The 21,005-nt window shown below is 67.9% G+C and carries 18 protein-coding genes and 1 pseudogene; 7 read left to right on the top strand and 12 right to left on the bottom strand.

Annotated features, from left to right (window positions below):
- Positions 1 to 1,130: 1,130 nt before the first annotated feature.
- The 9 genes and pseudogenes from FB475_RS36775 to rpmH form a co-directional block, all read right to left on the bottom strand.
- A complete protein-coding gene (locus FB475_RS36775) occupies positions 1,131 to 1,574 on the bottom strand; it encodes a hypothetical protein (RefSeq protein ID WP_185759261.1) in 444 nt (147 codons plus the stop codon).
- Positions 1,575 to 1,970: 396 nt separating this feature from the next.
- Positions 1,971 to 2,942 carry a ParB/RepB/Spo0J family partition protein gene (locus FB475_RS15520; protein ID WP_141856630.1) on the bottom strand — a complete coding sequence of 324 codons (972 nt, stop codon included), beginning with the start codon at positions 2,940 to 2,942 and terminating at the stop codon, positions 1,971 to 1,973.
- A gap of 150 nt (positions 2,943 to 3,092) precedes the next feature.
- Positions 3,093 to 4,028, bottom strand: a complete 936-nt coding sequence (locus FB475_RS15525; RefSeq protein ID WP_272952067.1) for a ParA family protein — start codon at positions 4,026 to 4,028, stop codon at positions 3,093 to 3,095.
- Between the two features lie 485 nt (positions 4,029 to 4,513).
- Positions 4,514 to 5,185: a 16S rRNA (guanine(527)-N(7))-methyltransferase RsmG gene (gene rsmG, locus FB475_RS15530; RefSeq protein WP_141856633.1), complete on the bottom strand. Its 672-nt coding sequence runs from the start codon at positions 5,183 to 5,185 to the stop codon at positions 4,514 to 4,516.
- Positions 5,186 to 5,192: 7 nt separating this feature from the next.
- Positions 5,193 to 5,717 carry a Jag family protein gene (locus FB475_RS15535; protein ID WP_272952068.1) on the bottom strand — a complete coding sequence of 175 codons (525 nt, stop codon included), beginning with the start codon at positions 5,715 to 5,717 and terminating at the stop codon, positions 5,193 to 5,195.
- Between the two features lie 306 nt (positions 5,718 to 6,023).
- A pseudogene (yidC, locus tag FB475_RS15540) lies at positions 6,024 to 7,004 on the bottom strand (membrane protein insertase YidC); the annotation flags it as partial.
- 9 nt (positions 7,005 to 7,013) lie between these two features.
- A complete protein-coding gene (gene yidD, locus FB475_RS15545) occupies positions 7,014 to 7,328 on the bottom strand; it encodes a membrane protein insertion efficiency factor YidD (protein WP_238332164.1) in 315 nt (104 codons plus the stop codon).
- Between the two features lie 155 nt (positions 7,329 to 7,483).
- Positions 7,484 to 7,831 (bottom strand): ribonuclease P protein component, encoded by a 348-nt coding sequence (rnpA, locus tag FB475_RS15550; RefSeq protein WP_141856637.1) that lies wholly within the window; start codon positions 7,829 to 7,831, stop codon positions 7,484 to 7,486.
- Positions 7,832 to 7,857: 26 nt separating this feature from the next.
- Positions 7,858 to 7,995 carry a 50S ribosomal protein L34 gene (gene rpmH / locus FB475_RS15555; RefSeq protein WP_130386492.1) on the bottom strand — a complete coding sequence of 46 codons (138 nt, stop codon included), beginning with the start codon at positions 7,993 to 7,995 and terminating at the stop codon, positions 7,858 to 7,860.
- A 1,402-nt stretch (positions 7,996 to 9,397) separates the two neighbouring features.
- On the opposite strand from rpmH, the gene dnaA reads away from it, so the two are divergent.
- The 6 genes from dnaA to FB475_RS15585 all read left to right on the top strand — a co-directional run bounded on the left by dnaA (position 9,398) and on the right by FB475_RS15585 (position 16,741).
- Complete coding sequence (dnaA, locus tag FB475_RS15560; protein ID WP_185759349.1) at positions 9,398 to 11,089, top strand: chromosomal replication initiator protein DnaA; 1,692 nt, start codon at positions 9,398 to 9,400, stop codon at positions 11,087 to 11,089.
- A gap of 480 nt (positions 11,090 to 11,569) precedes the next feature.
- Entirely contained in the window at positions 11,570 to 12,715 is a 1,146-nt protein-coding gene (gene dnaN / locus FB475_RS15565) for a DNA polymerase III subunit beta (protein WP_141856639.1), read from the top strand.
- A 25-nt stretch (positions 12,716 to 12,740) separates the two neighbouring features.
- On the top strand, positions 12,741 to 13,661 hold the full coding sequence (gene gnd / locus FB475_RS15570; protein ID WP_141856641.1) for a phosphogluconate dehydrogenase (NAD(+)-dependent, decarboxylating): 921 nt from the start codon (positions 12,741 to 12,743) through the stop codon (positions 13,659 to 13,661).
- 1 nt (position 13,662) lies between these two features.
- Positions 13,663 to 14,802: a DNA replication/repair protein RecF gene (recF, locus tag FB475_RS15575; RefSeq protein WP_141856644.1), complete on the top strand. Its 1,140-nt coding sequence runs from the start codon at positions 13,663 to 13,665 to the stop codon at positions 14,800 to 14,802.
- Entirely contained in the window at positions 14,795 to 15,346 is a 552-nt protein-coding gene (locus tag FB475_RS15580) for a DciA family protein (protein ID WP_238332165.1), read from the top strand. Before recF ends, FB475_RS15580 begins: the two co-directional genes overlap by 8 nt.
- Positions 15,347 to 15,394: 48 nt before the next feature.
- Positions 15,395 to 16,741 (top strand): hypothetical protein, encoded by a 1,347-nt coding sequence (locus FB475_RS15585; RefSeq protein WP_141856648.1) that lies wholly within the window; start codon positions 15,395 to 15,397, stop codon positions 16,739 to 16,741.
- Positions 16,742 to 16,753: 12 nt separating this feature from the next.
- On the opposite strand, the gene FB475_RS15590 is transcribed toward FB475_RS15585, so the two are convergent.
- From FB475_RS15590 to FB475_RS15600, 3 genes are read right to left on the bottom strand one after another with little or no spacing between them, the layout of a single operon-like run.
- On the bottom strand, positions 16,754 to 17,311 hold the full coding sequence (locus FB475_RS15590) for a hypothetical protein (RefSeq protein WP_141856650.1): 558 nt from the start codon (positions 17,309 to 17,311) through the stop codon (positions 16,754 to 16,756).
- Positions 17,308 to 17,916 (bottom strand): hypothetical protein, encoded by a 609-nt coding sequence (locus tag FB475_RS15595; protein ID WP_141856652.1) that lies wholly within the window; start codon positions 17,914 to 17,916, stop codon positions 17,308 to 17,310. Before FB475_RS15595 ends, FB475_RS15590 begins: the two co-directional genes overlap by 4 nt.
- Positions 17,913 to 18,551: a hypothetical protein gene (locus FB475_RS15600; protein ID WP_141856654.1), complete on the bottom strand. Its 639-nt coding sequence runs from the start codon at positions 18,549 to 18,551 to the stop codon at positions 17,913 to 17,915. The genes FB475_RS15595 and FB475_RS15600 overlap by 4 nt, the downstream gene beginning before the upstream one ends.
- Positions 18,552 to 18,989: 438 nt before the next feature.
- Here FB475_RS15600 and gyrB point away from each other — a divergent pair, with 438 nt between their 5' ends.
- Positions 18,990 to 20,966, top strand: a complete 1,977-nt coding sequence (gyrB, locus tag FB475_RS15605) for a DNA topoisomerase (ATP-hydrolyzing) subunit B (protein WP_202878431.1) — start codon at positions 18,990 to 18,992, stop codon at positions 20,964 to 20,966.
- Positions 20,967 to 21,005 lie beyond the last annotated feature (39 nt).

Here is a 21,005-nt window from a genome sequence, read left to right on the forward strand (position 1 = left end):
GCCGCGCCACCCCGCCCTGCTCCGCGCCGCCCCACCCGCGCCGCCCCCACCACGCGACGCGCGCTACCCTGCGCCAAGCTAGGCCGCGCCGCATCACCCCGTGCCAGCCGTCCCACCTCCGAACGCGCTGCACGCCACGCCACCCCGCGCCACCCCGCGCCGCGCCACCTCGCACCACGCATGCGGTACGCCAGCAGCATCCGCCCCCGGACGCGCTGCACGCACGCATCATCCGCCGACCGCCAGTTGTCCGCACTCCCCAGGCCCCGCGCCCGTCTGCACCCAGCGGTCCTGCCGCACTCGCCTCTACACGCCCCGCACGGCACCGCGGACCTGCGGCACTCGCCGCACTCGCGGGCGGGTTCCTCGATGGTGTGCCGGGATCGTCGGCGAGCGTCTTCACCCGTCGGCCAGCCGGTGGACGTGCTCCGAGCCGGTGCCATCGAGGGCGAGTTCGTCGGCCAGCGATGGGCCGCCCAGCGCGTGAGCGACGACGACCACCGCTCGCCTCGGCCGATACCTCGCGGATGAGGTCGAGTACGGCGTCGGTGTCGGCGTTGTAGACGCGCTCGTCGTACGAGACGTCCTTAGCCGCACTGCTGGTACCAGCGACTCCAGGGCCCACCATGCGGGAACTCCCCCGCGCCCGGCAGCCAGGTCTGGAGCGGTACCTGGACCGACTTGCCGACCACGCCGGCTCTCCGGACACAGCTCAACGACTCGAACCACCGCGTCCTGACGGGGGTCCCCCGCAGGCCTCAGCACCCCGCTCCACCGTTGACGAGACCCCTGTCCGCACCGCGTCTTGACTCCGGGCCTCGCTTCAGCTGCCAACTGCCAACTGCCAACTGCCAACTGCCGCAATGTTTCACATGAAACATCGCCCGCAAGTCCCCAGATGCCTTTGTCGACAAATAGCTATGGCGAGATAGGCCGTACTTCGGACCGCCAACTATCTCCCTGAGCGCGATCCTAAGCCGCCTCGGGAGACTTACATCCCTGTGATTCTTGGGCCAGATCCAGCAGGATCTCGGCCATGAGGGGACGAATTTCGGCTCCGGACACGAGGCACCACGCAGCCCGGGCGACAACTTTCCTTCACACCCGCGCTGGTCGGCCGCGAGTCGTGCTCAGGCCAGCAGCTGGCGTTGGCCCAGCCGTGTGCCCAGGCCCATGCTGGCGCGGCTCGGTGGGGAGGCGCGGGCGGCGCTGTGGTCGGGTGGTCGGGTGGTCGGGTCGGGTCGGCGGGGTGGTGCGGTGGGCGGGATGGTCGGGTCGGGGGTGGGCGCGGCAGGCCAGCGCGGTAGGCGGGCGGGCGCAGTGGTGCGGTTGTCGGCCGACGCGGTCGTCACCGGGAGCAGGGTCCTGGGCCTGGTGGTCGGCCTGGTGCTCGGCCTCGGATCATCGGGGGCGGTCCGGCGCACGGACGCGTGCGCGGCCGCAGGCGCGGCCCGGTGCTCGACCCGGTGCTCGACCCGGTGCTCGACCCGGTACTCGGCCCGGTACTCGGCCCGGTACTCGACCCGGTACTCGACCCGGTACTTCGCCCGGCCTGGCGCACGGATGCGGGGCACGGATGCGGGGCACGGATGCGGGGCACGGATGCGAGGCACAGATGCGGGGCACAGATGCGGCGTGACGTGCGGCGTGACGTGGCGCTTGGGCGGGTGGGTTGAGGCCGGCTGGCGTGTCGTTGGAGGTTGGTGGGAGGTCTGCTTCGCCATCCCTTTGCAGCCTCGGTTGGGGTCGGCGTTAGGAGCCGTCAACCGTTGCGACCGGGGCGCCACGGGGGCGCCACGGGGGCGCCCGGGGGCGGCGGAGATGGTGATCGCCCGGAGGTGGCTGGTCTCTGCTCTATCACCGCGATTCGGCCGAGCGCGTGGGCGGACAGGTGTTGTTCGCCGGGTGCCGTGCAGGCTGACGGTCCGGTGACCAGGGGGTCGGCGGCCCGTCTTGGTGCGAATTCGGTGTTAGGAGTCGGGGGCCTTGTTTGGGTCCATTAGGGTGACGATTCGTTCTAGGTCGTCGAGGGACGCGAACTCTACGGTGATTTTGCCCTTGGTTTTGCCTAGGTCTACTTTTACGCGGGTTTCGAAGCGGTCTGAGAGGCGGTCGGCGAGGTCTACCAAGCGTGGGGCTACCGGCTTGTTGCGGCGGCGGGGCGGGGTTGGGTCGTCGCCGTTCATGTCGCCGAGGGCGACGATCTCTTCGACTGTCCGGACCGAGAGACCTTCGGCGACGATTCGTTGGGCCAGGCGCTCGATTGCGTTGCCGCTCGGGAGGCCTAGAAGGGCTCGGGCGTGGCCGGCGGAGAGGACGCCGGCGGCGACACGGCGCTGGACGGAGGCCGGCAGCTTCAGCAGGCGCAGGGTGTTGGAGATCTGCGGCCGCGACCGACCGATGCGAGTCGCGAGTACCTCCTGCGTGCAGCCGAAGTCGTCGAGCATCTGCTGGTACGCGGCCGCCTCCTCCAGCGGGTTCAGCTGGCTACGGTGCAGGTTCTCCAGGAGTGCGTCCCGAAGCATCGCATCGTCCGAGGTGTCCCGGACGATCGCCGGAATCGTCTCCAGTCCGGCCGCCTGGGTCGCGCGCCAGCGACGCTCGCCCATGACGAGCTCGTACTTGTCGTCGTCGAGTTTGCGTACGACGATCGGCTGCAGCAGGCCGATTTCCTTGACCGAGTGGACAAGCTCGTCCATCGCCTCTTCGTCGAAGACCGTTCGCGGCTGCTTCGGGTTCGGCGTGATCTTCTCGACGTCGATCTCCGCGAACGACGCACCCGGTACGGCGGCCAACTCCGAACCCTGCGGCTCGGCGGCCGGTTGCGCGACCGGCGGTGCCCCGGGGATGGAGTTCGACTTGCTGCCCAGGGTGGTCGTGGTGCCAGGCGCCGGCGAGCTGGGGATCAGCGCACCAAGTCCGCGTCCGAGTCGGGTGTTCATCGCGCTCCCTCGAGTTCGACATCCTGCTGAGCTACTGCTGGACTATCACAACGCCGAACGGACACCGCTACTCCCGCACCGGCCTCGTGTCCCGTTTCACGTGAAACGGCGCCACACCACGCAACCGTTTCACGTGGAACGGCAGCACAGTCAGGCGTGGTTCCGCATCGCGATCTCCCGCGACGCCTCCAGGTACGACAACGCGCCGGCGGACGCCGGGTCGTACGCGAGCACGGTCTGTCCGTGGCTCGGCGCCTCCGAGATCCGCACCGAGCGCGGTACGGCGGTCCGCAGTACGGCGTCCTTGAAGTGGCCGCGTACTTCGGCAGCGACCTCACCGGCAAGCTTGGTCCGCGCGTCGTACATCGTCAGCAGGATCGTCGACACGTCGAGAGTCGGGTTCAGGTGGGACTTCACCATGTCGATGTGGCGCAGCAGCTGGGACAGACCCTCGAGCGCGTAGTACTCGCTCTGGATCGGGACGAGCACCTCGCGTGCGGCGGTCAGCGCGTTCACCGTCAGCAGGCCGAGCGACGGCGGGCAGTCGATAAAGACGTAGTCGTACTTCTCGCCCGCGGCCTCGGTCTCCGCCAGGTACGCCTCGAGAACGCTCTTCAGCCGGCTCTCCCGAGCCACCAGACTGACGAGTTCGATCTCGGCGCCGGCCAGGTCGATGGTCGCCGGGATGACCTGGATACCCGGGTGCTCGGCACACGGCTGGATCAGCTTGCTCAGCGGCTCGCCCTCGATGATCGCCTCGTACACACCGGGCGTACCTTCGGCGTGGTCGATGCCCAGCGCCGTCGACGCGTTGCCCTGCGGGTCGAGGTCGATGACGAGGATCTTGGCACCGTACAGCGCGAGGCCGGCGGCGACGTTGACCGTCGTGGTGGTCTTCCCGACGCCACCCTTCTGGTTGGCGACGACGAACACCCGGGTCTGATCGGGCAGCGGGAACTCGCGGCCCATTGTGCGTCCTTCATTCACCAGCAGGGTCCGTTCGGTGGCGGCGGCGATCGGAGTCTCGAGAAGTCGTCGCTGAAGCTCGTCCGACGTGGCCCGCGCGGCGATCTGTGCGGCAGTCATAGCGCCCATTCCAATAGGTGCGGGACTTGGCCCGAAGAGGATGTCGGTAGGGGTGGGGGCGGGTCTACCCCCAGCTCCATCCACAGGCTTCTGTGGACGAATTCCCGTCTGCGGGGGCAGTTTCATGCGGTGGTCATCCACAGGCGGTGGAGATTCCGAGAAGTCCGGTTCGACGTCCATCAGAGACGTCGAATCGGGCCCGGAACCATCATCCCGCATCTCCTGGGTTTCACGTGAAACGGAGCGAGTTTCGCCGGTGGTTGGTCCGTCGAGACCGGCCGCCGCGACCGCCCGGAGTTCCGAGGAGTCGATCGGCGGGCTGGTGACGACCGGGGGCGCCGGGGCCGGAACGGGATCGGGAGCCAGGTCCTGAGTCACCACGCGAACGGAAGAGTCCGTGTCGGTCGGCCAGCCGATGCCTTGTGAAGACTTCGGCTCGCCGGTGCTCTTCTCGGGCCATCCGAGGGCACGACTCACCAACCCGCTCACCTCCCGTGTCGTCCGTGCCGGGATCCCCCTGCAGCACGTCCGGCCACAATACTCACCACAGTCGTGGGGTGGGCCAGTTCCTCGCCGCCGAGTTGGTGAATATGACAAACCTCTGCGCCAAGCTTCATCAATTCGCGCTCTGAGCCGTCCAGTTCCTCCTCTGCGGACGACCCTTTCATCGCAAGCATCAGACCGCCTTCGACACAGAGCGGCAAGCACCAACGGGCCAGCTTCGCCAGCGGAGCGACTGCGCGGGAGGTGACGATGTCGTACGACGCCGGCGGCAGGTCCTCCGCCCGGGCGCGGACAACCCTCGCGTTATCGAGTTCGAGCGCGTCGACCGCTTCCTGCAGGAACGTCGTACGCCGGAGCAGCGGCTCGACCAGGTCGACGTGGAGGTCGGGTCGAACGATCGCCAGGACGATGCCTGGCAGGCCGGCGCCCGTACCGATGTCGGCGACCGACGACTCCTCCGGAATCAACCGCTCGACGACGGCACAGTTCAGGAGGTGCCGGTCCCAGAGCCGCGGCACCTCGCGCGGTCCGATCAGTCCCCGGAGCGACCCTTCCGTAGCGAGCAGGTCGGCGTACGCCGAAAGCCGAGCCGCCGCCCGTGGGAACAGCTTGTCCACGAGCGGCGGCGTTTCACGTGAAACTTCCTCGGTCATCGCGCGTTCACGGCTGTACCACCACGCGGCGCCGGGGCTCCTCGCCCTCGGACTCAGAGCTCAGGCCAGCGGCCGCGACGACGTCGTGGACGACCTTGCGCTCGAACGGCGTCATCGGGTCGAGGCGGACCGGCGTACCGGTGGCCTTCGCCTCTTCGACCGCCTTGCGGCCGACCTCCTCAAGTTCGGCCTTCCGGTTCGCGCGGTAGTTCGACACGTCCAACATCAGCCGGGACCGCTCGCCGGTCTCCCGGTACACCGCCAGCCGGGTCAGCTCCTGGAGCGCCTCCAGGACCTTGCCGTTCTCACCGACGAGGTTGTTCAGTTCGGCGCCGACGATCGAGACCGCGGCCCGGTCACCGTCGATGTCCATGTCGATGTCGCCGTCCAGGTCGGCGATGTCGAGCAGTTCCTCGAGGTAGTCGGCCGCGATGTCGCTCTCCGCCTCGAGGGCCTTCAGCCGCTCCGATGCGGAGCTCTTCGGGCTGACGGACTCCTCCGCCGTTTCGGTGTTCTGCATGCCGTCGGTCACGGCCACTCCTTCATGGTGTCTGGATCCGCCTCACGGGGATCCGGGTCAATCAAGGCAAGAGGCAACAGGGAAACAGTGCTGCGGTCAGCGCGAACCGCCGGAGCGCTTCTGCGCCGCCTTCTTCTGCGCGGCCGACTTCGCCGCGGGCTGGCGCTTGGCTCCCGAACCCTTCTTGCCGGCCGGCTGCTTCTTCGCGGCAGGGGCCTGAGTCTGCTTGGGCGCGTCCTGCTTCGCAGGCACGTCGTCCTGGACCGGGGTCTCGTCCACCGGCGCCGACGTCTGCCCGTTGCTGGCCGCCGGACCGCTCTTCCGGTCGCTGCGCGACTGCCGCTTCGGCTGCTGCCGCTGCGCCGGACGACGGTCGCTGACCGCGGTCTCGGTCGCGGCGCCCGCCGTACCCGGGACGTTCTCGTCGGCCGGGCGGCCGTGCCGCAGGTTGGCCTCACGCTTGCGCGCCTGCATGGCGTCGTACGCCGGGGTGCCCGGAGCGGGGTTACGGCGGATCACGTAGAACTGCTGGCCCATCGTCCACAGGTTCGAGATGAACCAGTAGATCAGCACACCGATCGGGAAGTTGAAGCCACCGATCAGGAAGAAGATCGGGAAGACGTACAGCATGATCTTCTGCATCTGGGCGGCCTGGCCCTCGAGGGCCTCCTTCGGCATGTTCTTCCGCATCAGCTGCAGCTGCGTGGTGAACATGGTGGCCGTCATCAGGATGATCAGGACGATCGCGACGACCTTGACGTTGCCCGAGCCGGAGCCGCTCGCCTTCAGGAAGGTCTGCGAGATCTCCGCGCCGAAGATCTTCGCGTGCTGCAGGGAGTTGACGTACGGCTTCATGATCTCGCTGTGCCACTGGCCCTTGGCGGCGTAGTCGAGCACCCGGAACAGCGCCAGGAAGATCGGCGACTGCAGCAGCAGCGGCAGGCACGAGGAGAACGGATTGGTCCCGGTCTCCTTGTACAGCTTCATCATTTCCTGACCGAGCTTCTCCCGGTCGTGGCCGTACTTCTTCTGCAGCTCCTTCATCTTCGGCTGCAGCAGCTGCATGTTCCGGCTGGAGCGGATCTGCCGGACGAACAGCGGGATCAGGATGGTCCGGATCGTGATCGTCAGACCAACGATGGACAGCGCCCACGCCCAGCCGCTGTTCGGGTCGAGCACCTGGCTGAGCAGCCAGTGCCACCCGACCAGCAGTGCCGATACGGCCCAGTACAGCGGCGTCATGACCGTGTTGAACAGGTCTACGATCCCGTCCCACACCGCGAGCCCGGGGATGGCCAGAAGAGTCACTCACACACCTCGCTGCACAGGCCCGGCGTCGGCTGACGATCCGGGCTGGTTGGCGGAGACAGACTCTCCGCGCTGGTCGACATCTTTGGGTGGAACGGGGTCGTAGCCGCCGGGGTTCCACGGGTGGCAGCGGATGAGTCGCCTCATCGCCAGCCAGCTACCGCGCACCGCACCGTGGCGCTCGACCGCCTCCAGGGCGTAGGCCGAACAACTCGGGTAGAACCTGCACACCTGCCCGTACAGCGGGCTGATCAGCAGGCGGTACAGCTTCAGGAAACCGATGATCCCGCTGCGGACGGGATTGAACCGCATCATGACTTCAGGGTGCCCCGGATGATCCGTCGCCGTCGCGAGCAGGTGCTCGGTGCGGTGCATCGGCGCGCTGGGGCGAGGGTCTCGATGCGGAGCATCGTGGCCCTCGGTCCAGTGCGGCGAGGTGCCGTGCCGAGTGCCGCGCAGTAGGCGACGGGTCATCCGGGGCGCCCTACCAATCGGCGAAGGGCGCCGTCGACGTCCGCGACCAGTTCGTCGTACGACGAGGTGGCGGACGACGGCAGTGCGCGGACGACCGTCAGGCTGCCGGCCGGCAGATCCGGGAGTCGCGTGGCCAGGACGGCACGCAGACGGCGGTGGACCCGGTTCCGCAGAACCGCGTTGCCCACCGCCTTGTTCACAACGAATCCGACGCGTGGGGGGCCGGGCTGCCCGGCCTCCGCCAGCACATGCAGGACCACCGCGCGTCGCGCCGCGCGCCGACCGGACCGGACGGCGCGACGGAAGTCGTCGGACCGGCGCAACCGGTTCGACGCGGGCAACACGAGGTGGTCACCGTCAGACAGGTCGCTCAGGCCGCGAGGCGCTGACGACCCTTGCCACGGCGGGCGGCGATGATCGCGCGACCCGCACGGGTACGCATACGAAGACGGAAGCCGTGCTTCTTGTGCCGGCGACGGTTGTTCGGCTGGAACGTCCGCTTGCTCACTGGAATGACTCCGGTTACTCGAGATCACAAATTTGTCGACAAATCCACTGATTGGATCTGTCCCTGGTGCAGCCCCGCGCAGGCATTGGAGAACCCAGAGGGTGGTCTCGCAGGGAGCGCAGCACGAAACGGCCGGCTCAACACCGACCGATCCACGGTACGTGGCTCCCTGTGGACAGGTCAAACCAGGTATCCCCAGGGTTTTCCACAGCCTTGTGGACAGCGTAGTGGGTAACTGGTTGCCCGCGCCGTCGTCACTGTCCGGACCAGGTCGCAACACAGAGCGATCGCCAACCACGACTACGCTCCGGCGTCCACCCGACACGCCGCCGGTTGCCCCCAATTTCCTGTTCATAGCCTGTGGATGACGGCTTGAAGGTGGCTGGTCGGACTTGTTAGCGTCACTCCTTCACACCAGAGGTCCCACACCCCGCGATCGGTAACCAACCTGCTCCGGCGGTCGTTCACAACTGTGGACAACCGTGTGGACAGTGCGGCGGCACGGTGGTCTGGTCGAATGGTCGCGCCGCCCGGACACCCCCGGAACGCCGGCCACCGCAGCGATGGATTCGGGGAGCAACGCGTGGTCGAGGACCATTCCGCCAGTGCGGAATTCACAGCAGCGGAATTCGCACCGCCGGAATTCACCGGAGCCGAGCACCGGCCGGACCACGGAGCCGAGCATGGGACGGAGCACGGCGTCGAGCATCGGACGGACCACGGTGTCGATCGCCGGCAGGATCTCCGGCCCGAACCCGATGACAGTCGTCCCGAACCCGAAGCGAACTTCCGGACCGAGGTACCGCCCGCGCCGGAGCCGAAGCCGCGGATGGACCCGGGCGACTACCTGAGCCCGTCGCTTCCGATCCCGATGCCCGAGCCGTCGGCCTTCGGGTACCGTCCCGCGCCGCCCCAGGCGCCGTACGGCTACCGGTCCGAGCTCGAGCGGGCCGCCACCGATCTCCCGGCCGGCCCATCCATGCCCACCGCGGGTACGGCGTACTTCGGTGCGGCCCCGGTCGTCGGCAACTACCGCCAACCAGAACCGGGCGCTGCCTGGGATGCGGCGGATTGGGGTACCGGCAGCGCAGCCGGCTCGGTACCGAACGAGGGCGAGGCACGTGTGGACAACCCAAGCACGAACCAACGGTCATCGGACGACGGACCGGCCGCGGACCAACTGCCCGTCGAGCTCCCAGCAGCCGAGGCAGCCGAGGCAGCCGAGGCAGCCGCGCCACAGCAGCTCCCCGAGCAGCAGCACGTCGAGCAGCAGCACGTCCAGCAGCACTTCCAAGAGCAGCAGGTCCACCAGCACGTCCAAGAGCAGCAGCTCCAGGAGCAGCGGCCCCAGCAACACCAGCCTCAACAGCAGCAGCCGCAGCAGCACGTGCCGCAGCAGGGTGTGCAGCAGCAGCGTCCGGCTGAGGTCGCGCCCGCTGTCACGGACCTTGGTGAGGGTTGGGCGCGAGTGCTCGCCGGCCTGCCGCCGAACCAGCGTGCCTGGCTGACCAACTCCCGCCCGGTGACCCTGCACGAGAGCACCGCGATCGTCGCCGTCCCCGACGACTTCACCCGCGGTCAGCTGGAGACCCGACTCCGCCCGGACCTCGAGCGCATCCTCACCGAGAGCTTCGGTCGCGACATCCGCATCGCCGTCACCGTCGACCCGTCGCTCGACCCCGAACTCCGCGAACAGCAAGCCGCCCAGCAACGCCCTCAACAGCAAGCACAACAGCACAGCCAGCAGCAGGTCCAGCAGCACCCGCTCCAACAGCCGGCGCTCCAGCAGCCCCAGCAACCCCAGCAGGCGCCACAACCGCAGTACCAACAGCCCGTCCAGCAGCAGCCCCCGCCAGTACGCGAGCCGCTGCGCACCGACGGCGCCTACCAGCCGACGATCCAGTCCGCGCTGACCGACCCGGACAACGGCACCCAGTTCAACCCGCCGCAGCCGCAGTACGAACAGCCTGCCCCGCAGCAGACGTTCGGCCAGCCGCTCGGTTCGGTCGCGCCGCCCCCCGGCGGTTCGAACCAGCAGGCCACCGAGGCGCAGGGCGAGGCCAGGCTGAACCCGAAGTACACGTTCGAGACCTTCGTCATCGGTAGCTCGAACCGGTTCGCGCACGCGGCCGCCGTCGCGGTCGCCGAGGCACCGGGCAAGGCATACAACCCGCAGCTGATCTACGGCGACTCCGGTCTGGGCAAGACGCACCTGCTGCACGCGATCGGCCACTACGTACGCAGTCTCTACACCGGTGCGCGCGTCCGGTACGTCTCCAGCGAAGAGTTCACGAACGACTTCATCAACGCGATCCGCGACGACAAGGCGTCCCAGTTCCAGCGCCGGTACCGCGACGTCGACGTACTGCTGATCGACGACATCCAGTTCCTGGAAGGCAAGATCCAGACCCAGGAAGAGTTCTTCCACACCTTCAACACGCTGCACAACGCGAACAAGCAGATCGTGATCAGCTCCGACCGCGCGCCGAAACGCCTGGAGGCGTTGGAGGACCGGCTCCGGAACCGGTTCGAGTGGGGCCTGATCACCGACATCCAGCCGCCCGACCTGGAGACCCGGATCGCGATCCTGCGGAAGAAGGCGGCCACCGAGCGGCTGACCGCTCCGCCGGAGGTGCTGGAGTTCATCGCGTCGAAGGTGCAGACCAACATCCGTGAACTCGAGGGCGCCCTGATCCGGGTCACCGCGTTCGCGAGCCTGAACAGGCAGCCCGTCGACCTGAGCCTGGCCGAGATCGTGCTGAAGGACCTCATCCCCGAAGGCAGCAAGCCCGAGGTGACCGCGAGCATGATCATGGGCCAGACCGCGTCGTACTTCGGTCTCTCGATCGACGACCTCTGCGGATCGAGCCGGAGCCGCGTTCTCGTCACCGCCCGGCAGATCGCCATGTATCTGTGCCGCGAGCTCACCGATCTGTCGCTGCCGAAGATCGGCCAGCAGTTCGGCGGCCGCGACCACACCACGGTCATGCACGCGGAGCGGAAGATCCGGCAGCTGATGTCCGAGCGACGCAGCGTTTTCAACCAGGTGACCGAGCTGACGAACCGGATCAAACACCAGGCGAAGCAGCAGTAATCCGGACACACAGGCTGGGGACACAGCTGTGGAAAACTGTGGGTATCGCCGTGGAAAGCTCCGTCCACCTTGTGGATTCGCTGTGGGGACAGAATTCTCTGTCCACGGCTGTCCTCAACCCAAGCGGAGACTGTCCACACGGCGTCCACACGCGGATTTGGGGTCTGACCTGCGAAGTCGCCGCTTTTCCACAGTATCCACCGGTGCTAAGAACACTATGGGATCTATAGAGAGCTCGAAGGCCACAAAACGATCGAGCGGCCCGATCTGGGGAAAACCCCGATCTCGCGCCGGCTTGCCGGACCTGTCAGGCTGTTCCCGGAGGCACCGAACGCAGCAACAGCACGAGCACCAAGAGCACGACCGGTACGACGCCGACGCGACCCGCCCGAAGCGCTACGTCTGGCCCGATTGGCGCACAGCACACTTGTCCGTGGCAGGATCTGCCTGGCACACAGCCGAAACAGGAGGCACCCAGCGGTGAAGTTTCGCGTCGAGCGCGACGTACTGGCCGAGTCGGTGGCCTGGGCCGCGCGCAGTTTGCCCAGTCGTCCCAGCGTCCCGATCCTTGCCGGCCTTCTGGTCGAGGCCGAGGACGGGCAGATCACCCTGTCCGGCTTCGACTACGAGACCTCGGTGCGGGTCACTGTGCCCGCGCAGGTTGCCGACTCCGGTAAGTGCCTGATCTCCGGCCGGCTGGTCGCCGACATCTCCAAGAGCCTTCCGAACCAGCCCGTGGACGTCGCCGTGGACGGCGCGAAGGCACAGGTCACCTGTGGCAGCTCGCGCTTCACACTGCAGACGCTTCCGACCGAGGAATATCCGGCCCTGCCGGAGCTTCCGGCCGCCAGCGGCACGGTGAAGGCCGACGTCTTCGCCCAGGCCGTCTCGCAGGTCGTCACCGCGGCCGGCCGGGAGGACACCCTTCCGGTGCTGACCGGGGTCCGGGTCGAGATCGAGGGCTCCACGATCTCCCTGCTGGCCACCGACCGGTACCGGTTGGCGATCCGTGAGCTCGAGTGGAACCCGGAGTCTCCCGACGCGTCCGCGGCCGCGCTGGTGCCGGCCCGGGTGCTGTCCGAGACCGCGAAGGCCATGACCGGCTCCGACGTGACCGTGTCGCTGGCCGCGCCCGGCAGCGGCGACGGCATCGTCGGCTTCGAGGGTCAGGTGTCCGGTGGCAACCGGCGCGCCACCACCCGGTTGCTGGACGGCGAGTTCCCGAAGGTCCGCGGCATCATCCCGACCGACGCGGCGATCGCGACCCGGGTCCGGATCGACACCGCGACGCTGGTCGAGGCGGTCAAGCGGGTCGCCCTGGTCGCGGAGCGCAACGCCCCGGTCCGGCTGACCTTCGACGAGGACAGCGTGACGCTGGACGCCGGCAGCGGCGACGAGGCGCAGGCGTCGGAGTCGCTGGAGGCCCGCGTGGTCGGCGATCCGGTGACCGTAGGCTTCAACCCGACGTACCTGCTCGACGGTCTCGGTGCGATCGGTACGCCGGTCGCGCACCTGGCCTTCACGCAGGCGACGAAGCCGGCCGAACTGACCGGTGTGCGGGACTTCGACGGCGAACCGATCACTGAGTTCCGGTACGTGCTGATGCCGGTCCGCCTGAACAGCTGAAAGCCAACAGAACAAGGGGATTCAGATGGAGCTCGGCCTTGTCGGTCTCGGCAGGATGGGCGGCAACATGCGCCAGCGGATCCGCAACGCGGGCCACACCGTGGTCGGGTTCGACCACAACCAGGAGATCTCCGACGCCAAGGATCTTGCCGACATGGTCGGCAAGCTGACCGCCGGAGACCAGCCGAAGGTGGTCTGGGTGATGGTGCCGGTGCAGGCGATCGACGGGGTCGTCACCGAGCTGGCCGAGCTGCTGTCCCCCGGTGACATCGTGATCGACGGCGGCAACAGCCGCTGGACCGACGACACCCGCCGCGCCGCCCAGCTCGCCGAGAAGGACATCCGCTTCGTCGACTGCGGCGTTTCCGGCGGTGTCTGGGGCCTGGAGAACGGCTACGCGCTGATGTGCGGCGGCGACAAGGAGACCGTCGACGTGGTGATGCCGATCTTCGAGGCGCTCAAGCCCGAGGGTGAGTTCGGCTTCGTGCACGCCGGCAAGGTCGGCGCCGGGCACTTCTCGAAGATGGTCCACAACGGCATCGAGTACGGCATCATGCAGGCCTACGCCGAGGGCTACGAGCTGCTCGAGGCCGCCGACATCGTGGAGAACGTCCCGGAGGCGTTCGAGTCCTGGCGCGAGGGCACCGTGATCCGGTCCTGGCTGCTGGACCTGCTCGTCGCCTCACTCAAGGACGACAGCCACCTGGCCAAGATCCGCGGGTATGCCGACGACTCCGGCGAGGGCCGCTGGACCGTCGAGGCCGCGATCGACCACGCGGTCCCGATGCCGGCCATCTCGGCCGCGCTGTTCGCCCGGTTCGCGTCCCGGCAGGAGGACTCGCCGGCGATGAAGGCGATCGCCGCGATGCGCAACCAGTTCGGTGGTCACGCCGTGAAGGGCGCCGAGGCAGCCGACCCGTCGTACGCCACCCCGCCGAAGCACTGAGGTGTACGTCACCGCCCTGGGTCTGCTCGACTTCCGGTCCTACCAGCAGGCGGAGGTCCAGCTCACTGAGGGCGTGACGGCCTTCGTCGGTCCGAACGGCCACGGCAAGACCAACCTGGTGGAGGCGATCCACTACACCGCGACACTCGGTTCGCACCGGGTGGCCAACGACGCACCGCTGGTGCGCGCCGGCGCCACCCGGGCGATCGTGCGGACCGAGATCCGCAGCCAGTACGACCGGGACGTGGTCGTCGAGCTGGAGATCAACCCGGGCAAGGCGAACCGGGCCCGGATCAACCGCTCGCCGGTACCGCGGCCACGCGAGGTACTCGGGCTGCTGCGGACCGTGCTGTTCGCGCCGGAGGATCTCGCGCTGGTGAAGGGCGACCCGTCCGAGCGGCGCCGGTTCCTCGACGAGCTGCTGACGCTGCGGGCGCCGCGGATGGCCGGCGTACGGCAGGACTACGACCGGGTGCTCAAGCAACGGAACTCCTTGCTCCGGAGCGCCTCGCAGGCTCGTCGGCAGAACCGGTCGAGCGCCGCCGAGGGACAGCTGCGGACGCTCGAGGTGTGGGACTCGCACCTCGCCCGCAGCGGGGCCGAGCTGCTCGCGACCCGGCTGGAGCTGCTGGAAGCCCTGCGCCCGCTGGTGTCCAGCTCGTACGACGCTGTTGCCCGAGGCAAGGGTGACGCCCGGCTCGAGTACAAGTCGTCGGTACTGCTCGAGCCCGGCATCGCGTCCCGGGAGCAGCTCGAGGAGGTCCTGCTCGCCGCCGTACGGGAGAAGCGGCAGGACGAGCTGGACCGCGGCGTATCGCTGGTCGGGCCGCACCGCGACGACGTCGTCCTCGGGCTCGGGGATCTGCCCGCGAAGGGGTACGCGAGCCACGGCGAGTCCTGGTCGTTCGCGCTCGCGTTGCGGCTCGCGTCGTACGAACTGCTCCGCGCTGATGGCGGCGAACCGGTGCTGATCCTCGACGACGTGTTCGCCGAGCTGGACTCGCAGCGCCGGGACCGGTTGGCCGAGCTGGTCGCACCGGCCGAGCAGGTGCTGGTGACCGCTGCGGTCGGCGCTGACGTGCCCGCTGAGCTCAGTGGGGCGCGCTTCGAGGTGGGTGAGGGGGTCGTTCAGCGTGCCTGAACCCCCGGATTCCTCTGAGAACGTCCCTGAGAACGAAGAAGAGCACGATAAGCAGGGCCTCGATCTGGCCAAGTCGCTGGCCGGACGGCTCAAGCAGCAGGCGGCCAAGGGCGGCATCAAGCCGGTCAAGCGCCGCCGCCGGCCGCGCATCGACGGCGCGCAGATCAGCAGCGCCCGGCCCGACGACCGCGACCCGCAGCGGCTGACCAACACGCTCGGCCGGCTGATGCGCGACCAGGGCTGGGAGGTCGACGTCGCCGTCCACGGCGTGATGGCCCGCTGGCAGACCATCGTCGGCCCCGAGATGGCCGAGCACTGCAAGCCGGAGTCGTACGACGACACCGTGCTCACGGTCCGTACGTCGTCCACCGCGTGGAAGGTGCAGCTCGACCTGCTCGTCCCGCAGCTCCTCTTCCGCCTGAATGCCGAGCTCGGCGAGGGCACTGTCACCCAGGTCAAGGTGCTCGGCCCCAACACCTACACCTGGCGCAAGGGCACCCGCACCGTCCGCGGCGGCCGCGGCCCACGGGACACCTACGGATAACGGGCTCGATTGCTCCGGCGACCCAGGGCTCCCCTAGGATCAGGCGCGATGCGCACGCTCGTCGACGGCTTTCGCGAGATGGTCCACCTGATCGGGGATACGTTCCGGCTCTGGTGGAAGAACGTGCTGCCCATGAGTACGTGGTGGGTGGCCGGCTTCCTCGGCTTCACCGTCTGCTCGCAGGGTGCGATCTGGCTGGCCAAGCACCTGCATTCGAGTCTCGGTACCGGCCTGTTCGCGGTCGGGGTGCTGCTGCAGATCACCGCGACCGTCGGCATGATCCGGACCTGCGCGATGTCGCTGTACCGCTGGCGGGACGCGGCGAGCAGCGAGGCCGAGGAGACCTCGGACCCGACGCAGCGCGGGGTGCTCGAGTTGCTGGCCGTCACGCTGCTGCCGCTCGTCGCGGTCTGGTCGGCCTGGGGATTCTTCGACGACCAGGTCAGCCAGCTGAGCGCGACGTACCTGGTCCAGAACGGCGCCCAGCAAGGTTCGGGATTCTTCAAGGTAGGAATCCACAGCTGGCACAACTATCTCCCGGCGCTCATCATCCTGCTGGTGCTCCGCCGGGTGCTGCAGTCGGTCGATGACCGGTGGCCGAGCCGCCCGGTCAAGTTCGCCCAGGTGTGGGCGGAGTCGTTCTTCGTGCTGCTGACCTTCGTGATCACGCCGTTCGCGGTCGCGGAAGGCAAGCTGTGGTTCAAGGACCGGAGCTTCTGGTACTGGTCGCTGGACTGGTGGGACGGCTTCAAGAACGTCTTCGAGAAGATCCACATCCCGATCCCGGCCGGTATCGAGTTCCTCTGGGGCTTCTTCTGGGACTCGCTCTGGCCGTTGTTCAAGGACGGCATCGCCGAGCCGCTGACCTGGCTGGCGATCACCACGGTGGTCTTCGGCCACCGCGTGCTGTCCAGTGGAGGCGTCTTCCGTGGTACCCGGCTCGAGCAGCGGCTCGGCGCCAGGAGTGCCCAGCAGGAGGAGGCGCAGCGGAGCCGGTTCGTCGGCCTGACGGCCAAGGCACCGGATCTGTTGCTGGGCGGACTGCGGGAGAAGTTCTACCCGGCGCTCAACGCGTTCCGGCTGCTGGCCCGGGTGGGGCCGGTGTTCCTCGGTGTGGTGTGCCTGGTCTACACGCTCTGGCTCCTCGCCGACGACTGGGCGTTCGTCGCGATCCAGCGGCTGATCGGCATCCACGGCCAGTACTGGGGACTGATGAACATGGAGATCTCCAGCCTGATCCAGGGCCTGGTCTTCGAGCCACTTCGGATCGCGCTGCTGGCCGCCGCGTTCGACCTGTGCATCTCGGTCGGCAGCGAGCGCCGAGTCGAGGCCAAGGCGATTGCCGCCGCCAAGGCCCCGAAGCAGACCCCGCAGCCGGTCCCGGCCAACGCCTGACCCGGGCGCCGGTCAGGGCGTGATCAGCACCCGCTTGTGCAGGTAGAAGTCCTCGGTGGTGATCCCGACCAGATTCGGTACGTCGTTCTTCGGCACGATGTAGATCTTCGCGATCTGGGCCGGCTTGTCCATCGTGAACGGATGGTCGTCGTCACCGCAGTACGTCGGTAGCGGGTAGCCGTACGCCTGGGTGTCGTCCCAGGTGTTCCCCTTGCTGTCGCGCAGCACCGCGTCGCAGGTGAAACCGCGATCCTTGAGGTACGTACCCTGTTTCGGCGTGACCGTGATCGAGGCCACGACGATGGTGGTCCCGGCCGGGCCGGCGAGGTCGATCGGTTCGCCCTTGTCGTCCAGGATCGTGGTGTAGGCCTTCAACGAGTCGAGTTTCCACTCGACGTTCGACACCGTCACCGGGCCTTGGCTGACGACCTGGTCGATCCGGCCCTGTTCGTACACCCGTTCGTCGTCGCTGAGGTACGGACGCACCATCACGAACGTCGCGAGCGCGAGCAGCGCGACCAGCACCAGGATCTGTACGACCAGCCGGGTCGCCCGGCCGCCGATCGTCACGACGCCACCCGGGTGACGGCGTCGTTCACGACGTACTGGTCCTCGGCGCTGTCGACCATTTGCTGGGCGATCGCCTCGGTCGGAATCCCGAGATCGACGCGGATCTCGGAGTTGTAGACGTTGAAGAACATGCTCGGCTTGAGTCGCAGCGTGAGGCCCTTCAGGTCCGCCGGGTTGGCTTCGAAGACAACCGAGCCGGTCCGCGCGAAGCCGGCGTCGGGAAAGTCGATGCCGCTCTCGGTCGGGTCACTGACCTCTTCGTACACGCTGCCGCCGTCGGTGGTGAGGGTCGGAGTGAAGGTGTCCGGCTTGGCCACGCCACGCACCGCGTCCCACTCGACCGCGACGTAGATGCCGTCGGTGTCGATCGGCTTGTCGTCGTCGCTCGCCTTGGCGCTGAGGATCTTCCGCGCGAACGCGATCCGGGTCACCTTGAACGTCGATCCGCTGCCGGCGTACTCGAGCGGCTGGCCGATCTGACCGCTGACGATCGCCAGGTTCGGCGTGTCGTGGTACACGTTGTCCGGCAGGCCCAGCCGGATCACGCCACCGAGCAGCACGAACAGGACGCCGACCAGCACGGTCGCGGGGCGGTACAGCTTCATTTGTTCTTCCCGTCGTCGACAACGACGGTCGGCTTCAGTTGGACGACCGCGGCCGGGTCCTCGTTGTGCCAGTACGGCTTGGGATCCGCGCCGAGTGCGGAGTTGTCGCCCTCGTAGTGCTCCTGCAGGATCCCGATCTCGACGACGTCCGCGGTGAAGTCCGGATCGACCTCGAACTTGGTGCTGCATTCCACCGGCGGCAGCCCGTAGACGAGCTTCCAGTTCAGGTTGTCGCCGCGGCAGGCGCCGCCGTTGGACTCGACCAGGTCCTTGCCACCGCCCGGCACGAACCGGAGCAGTTCGCCGCTCACCGACTCGCTGGTCTGTTCCTCGGTGTCGATGTTCTTCGCGGTGAAGTACACCTTCAGAGTGGTCTCGGCCTTGCTGTAGTCGGTCTTCGGCTTCCGGACGATCTCCGCCTTGGTGAAGGTGAACTCGAACCGGCCGGCCGTCACCGTGGCCGGCGCCGTCAGCGTCGGGACCGTGCGGCCCTTCTTCTCTTTCCAGCCGCCGGTCAGCAGAATCACCAGGATCGCCGCCACGACGAGTGCGATCACCACCAGCCAGATCCGCCGGTGCCGGTGAATCACCCGGTCGGCGATCATCGCATCGATGACCTCGTCGAGACTTTCCACGGCTGCGATCCTAAGGGTCCGCGGGTGCGCGCCGGGCAGGCCGCCCGGCACCCGGGTATCCGGACTGGACCGGTCGGTCCCGGGTGCGTCAGTCGCGAAACACCCGGAGGCCACTGAGTGCCCGTGAGCGCTTTCTGGCCCCCCTCCCGCGAGAGGGGACATGGCGACGAGGGAGAAAAGACGCCCTGAGGTGAGTTTCAGGCGCCTGGTGGCAGGTTCTGCTTCGGTCGACGGGTAGAATGGACCGTGTAGAGCGAGCCGCGCCTTTGCCATCACCGTAGAGGGCGGCTCTACTGTGCCGCGATGCCTCGCGAACGCGGGGTCGGAGGAGGACAACCACCGGTGACCGACGAGCCGATCGAGATCGACGCCAACCAGTCCGCCGACCCCATCGGCCCCAGTGACAGCGCGGTACCCGACGCCAGTCAGCTCCCCGAGATGCTCGACGCGATCCCGTCGAACATCGTCGAGCGCGAGTACGACGCGAGCGCGATTCAGGTCCTGGAGGGACTGGACGCGGTTCGCAAGCGCCCCGGTATGTACATCGGGTCGACCGGTGAGCGTGGTCTGCACCATCTGGTCACCGAGGTGGTGGACAACGCAGTCGACGAGGCGATGGCGGGGTACGGCGATCGCATCGTCGTGACGCTGCTGGCCGACGGCGGTGTGCGGGTCGACGACAACGGCCGTGGCATCCCGGTCGACATCGTCGAGTCCGAGGGCAAGCCGGCCGTCACCGTCGTACTGACCGTGCTGCACGCCGGTGGAAAGTTCGGCGGCGGCGGTTACAAGGTCTCCGGTGGTCTGCACGGCGTCGGTGTCTCCGTGGTGAACGCGTTGTCCACCCGGCTCCAGGTCGACGTGAAGAAGAACGGCAAGCTGTACACGCAGTCCTTCACGAACGGTGTCCCCGACGCTGACCTCGCCGAGATCGGCACCTCGGAGGCGAACGGCACGACGATCACCTTCTGGGCCAGCCCGGACGTCTTCGAGACCACGACGTACTCGTACGAGACGCTGGCCACCCGCTTCCGCGAGTACGCGTTCCTGAACAAGGGCCTCGAGTTGGTGATCCGCGACGAGCGGCCCGACCACCTCGACGAGGACGGCAAGCCCCTCGAGCAGTCCTTCCGGTACGACGACGGCCTGGTCGACTACGTGAAGTACCTGACCGGCATCCGCGAGACCGTGCACCGCGACGTGATCTCGTTCGAGGCGGCCGCCGCCGACGACACGATGAGCCTCGAGGTGGCGCTGCAGTGGAGCGGCTCGTTCCAGGAGTCCGTGCACACGTTCGCGAACGCGATCAACACCCACGAGGGCGGCACCCACGAAGAGGGCTTCCGGGCCGCGCTCACCTCGCTGGTGAACAGCTTCGGCGAGGACCAGGGCATGATCAAGAAGAAGGAGGACAGGCTCACCGGTGACGACATCCGGGAAGGCCTGACCGCGATCATCTCGGTCAAGCTGGCCGAGCCGCAATTCGAGGGCCAGACCAAGACCAAGCTCGGCAACACCGAGGTGAAGGGCTTCGTCCAGCGGGTCGTCAACGACCGGCTCGGCGCCTGGTTCGAGCAGAACCCGGCCGAGGGTCGCGAGATCATCCGCAAGGCGAGTGCCGCGGCGAGCGCCCGGATCGCGGCCCGCAAGGCCCGCGACCTGGCCCGCAACCGCAAGGGTCTGCTCGGCGGTGGCGGCCTGCCCGGCAAGCTGGCCGACTGCCAGTCGACCAACCCGGAGGAGTGCGAGGTCTACATCGTCGAGGGTGACTCGGCCGGTGGCTCCGCGAAGGGCGGCCGGGACCCGAAGTTCCAGGCCATCCTGCCGATCCGCGGCAAGATCCTGAACGTCGAGAAGGCCCGGATCGACAAGGTTCTGCAGAACAACGAGGTCCAGGCGATCATCTCCGCGCTCGGCACCGGGATCCACGAGGACTTCGACGAGGACAAGCTGCGGTACCACAAGATCGTGATCATGGCCGACGCCGACGTCGACGGCCAGCACATCCGGACGCTGCTGCTCACGCTGCTGTTCCGGTTCATGCGGCCGCTGATCGAGCGCGGGCACGTGTACGCCGCCCAGCCGCCGCTGTACAAGATCCGCTGGAGCAACCAGCCGCACGAGCTCGCCTACACCGACCGCGAGCGCGACGGGCTGCTCGAGGCGGGCGCCGAGGCCGGCAAGAAGCTGCCCAAGGAGAACCCGATCCAGCGCTACAAGGGTCTGGGCGAGATGAACGCGAACGAGCTGTGGGACACCACGATGGACCCGGCCAACCGGGTGCTGCTGCAGATCACTCTCGACGACGCGATCCGGGCCGACGAGACGTTCCAGACGCTGATGGGCGACGACATCGAGGCGCGGCGCAGTTTCATCCAGCGCAACGCCAAGGACGTCCGGTTCCTCGACATCTGATCTCGCTGCTCACCGACGTACTGATCTGAACGGGACTTT

This window comes from Kribbella jejuensis, from assembly GCF_006715085.1.
Taxonomy (GTDB): domain Bacteria; phylum Actinomycetota; class Actinomycetes; order Propionibacteriales; family Kribbellaceae; genus Kribbella; species Kribbella jejuensis.

Excerpts from the sequence above, each read along its gene's own strand:
- FB475_RS15595 (WP_141856652.1), bottom strand. The coding sequence starts at position 17,916 with ATGAAGCTGTACCGCCCCGCGACCGTGCTGGTCGGCGTCCTGTTCGTG.
- gnd (WP_141856641.1), top strand. The coding sequence starts at position 12,741 with ATGGAGCTCGGCCTTGTCGGTCTCGGCAGGATGGGCGGCAACATGCGC.
- FB475_RS15585 (WP_141856648.1), top strand. The coding sequence starts at position 15,395 with ATGCGCACGCTCGTCGACGGCTTTCGCGAGATGGTCCACCTGATCGGG.
- FB475_RS15520 (WP_141856630.1), bottom strand. The coding sequence starts at position 2,942 with ATGAACACCCGACTCGGACGCGGACTTGGTGCGCTGATCCCCAGCTCG.
- gyrB (WP_202878431.1), top strand. The coding sequence starts at position 18,990 with ATGCTCGACGCGATCCCGTCGAACATCGTCGAGCGCGAGTACGACGCG.
- yidD (WP_238332164.1), bottom strand. The coding sequence starts at position 7,328 with ATGATGCGGTTCAATCCCGTCCGCAGCGGGATCATCGGTTTCCTGAAG.
- FB475_RS15525 (WP_272952067.1), bottom strand. The coding sequence starts at position 4,028 with ATGACTGCCGCACAGATCGCCGCGCGGGCCACGTCGGACGAGCTTCAG.
- rsmG (WP_141856633.1), bottom strand. The coding sequence starts at position 5,185 with ATGACCGAGGAAGTTTCACGTGAAACGCCGCCGCTCGTGGACAAGCTG.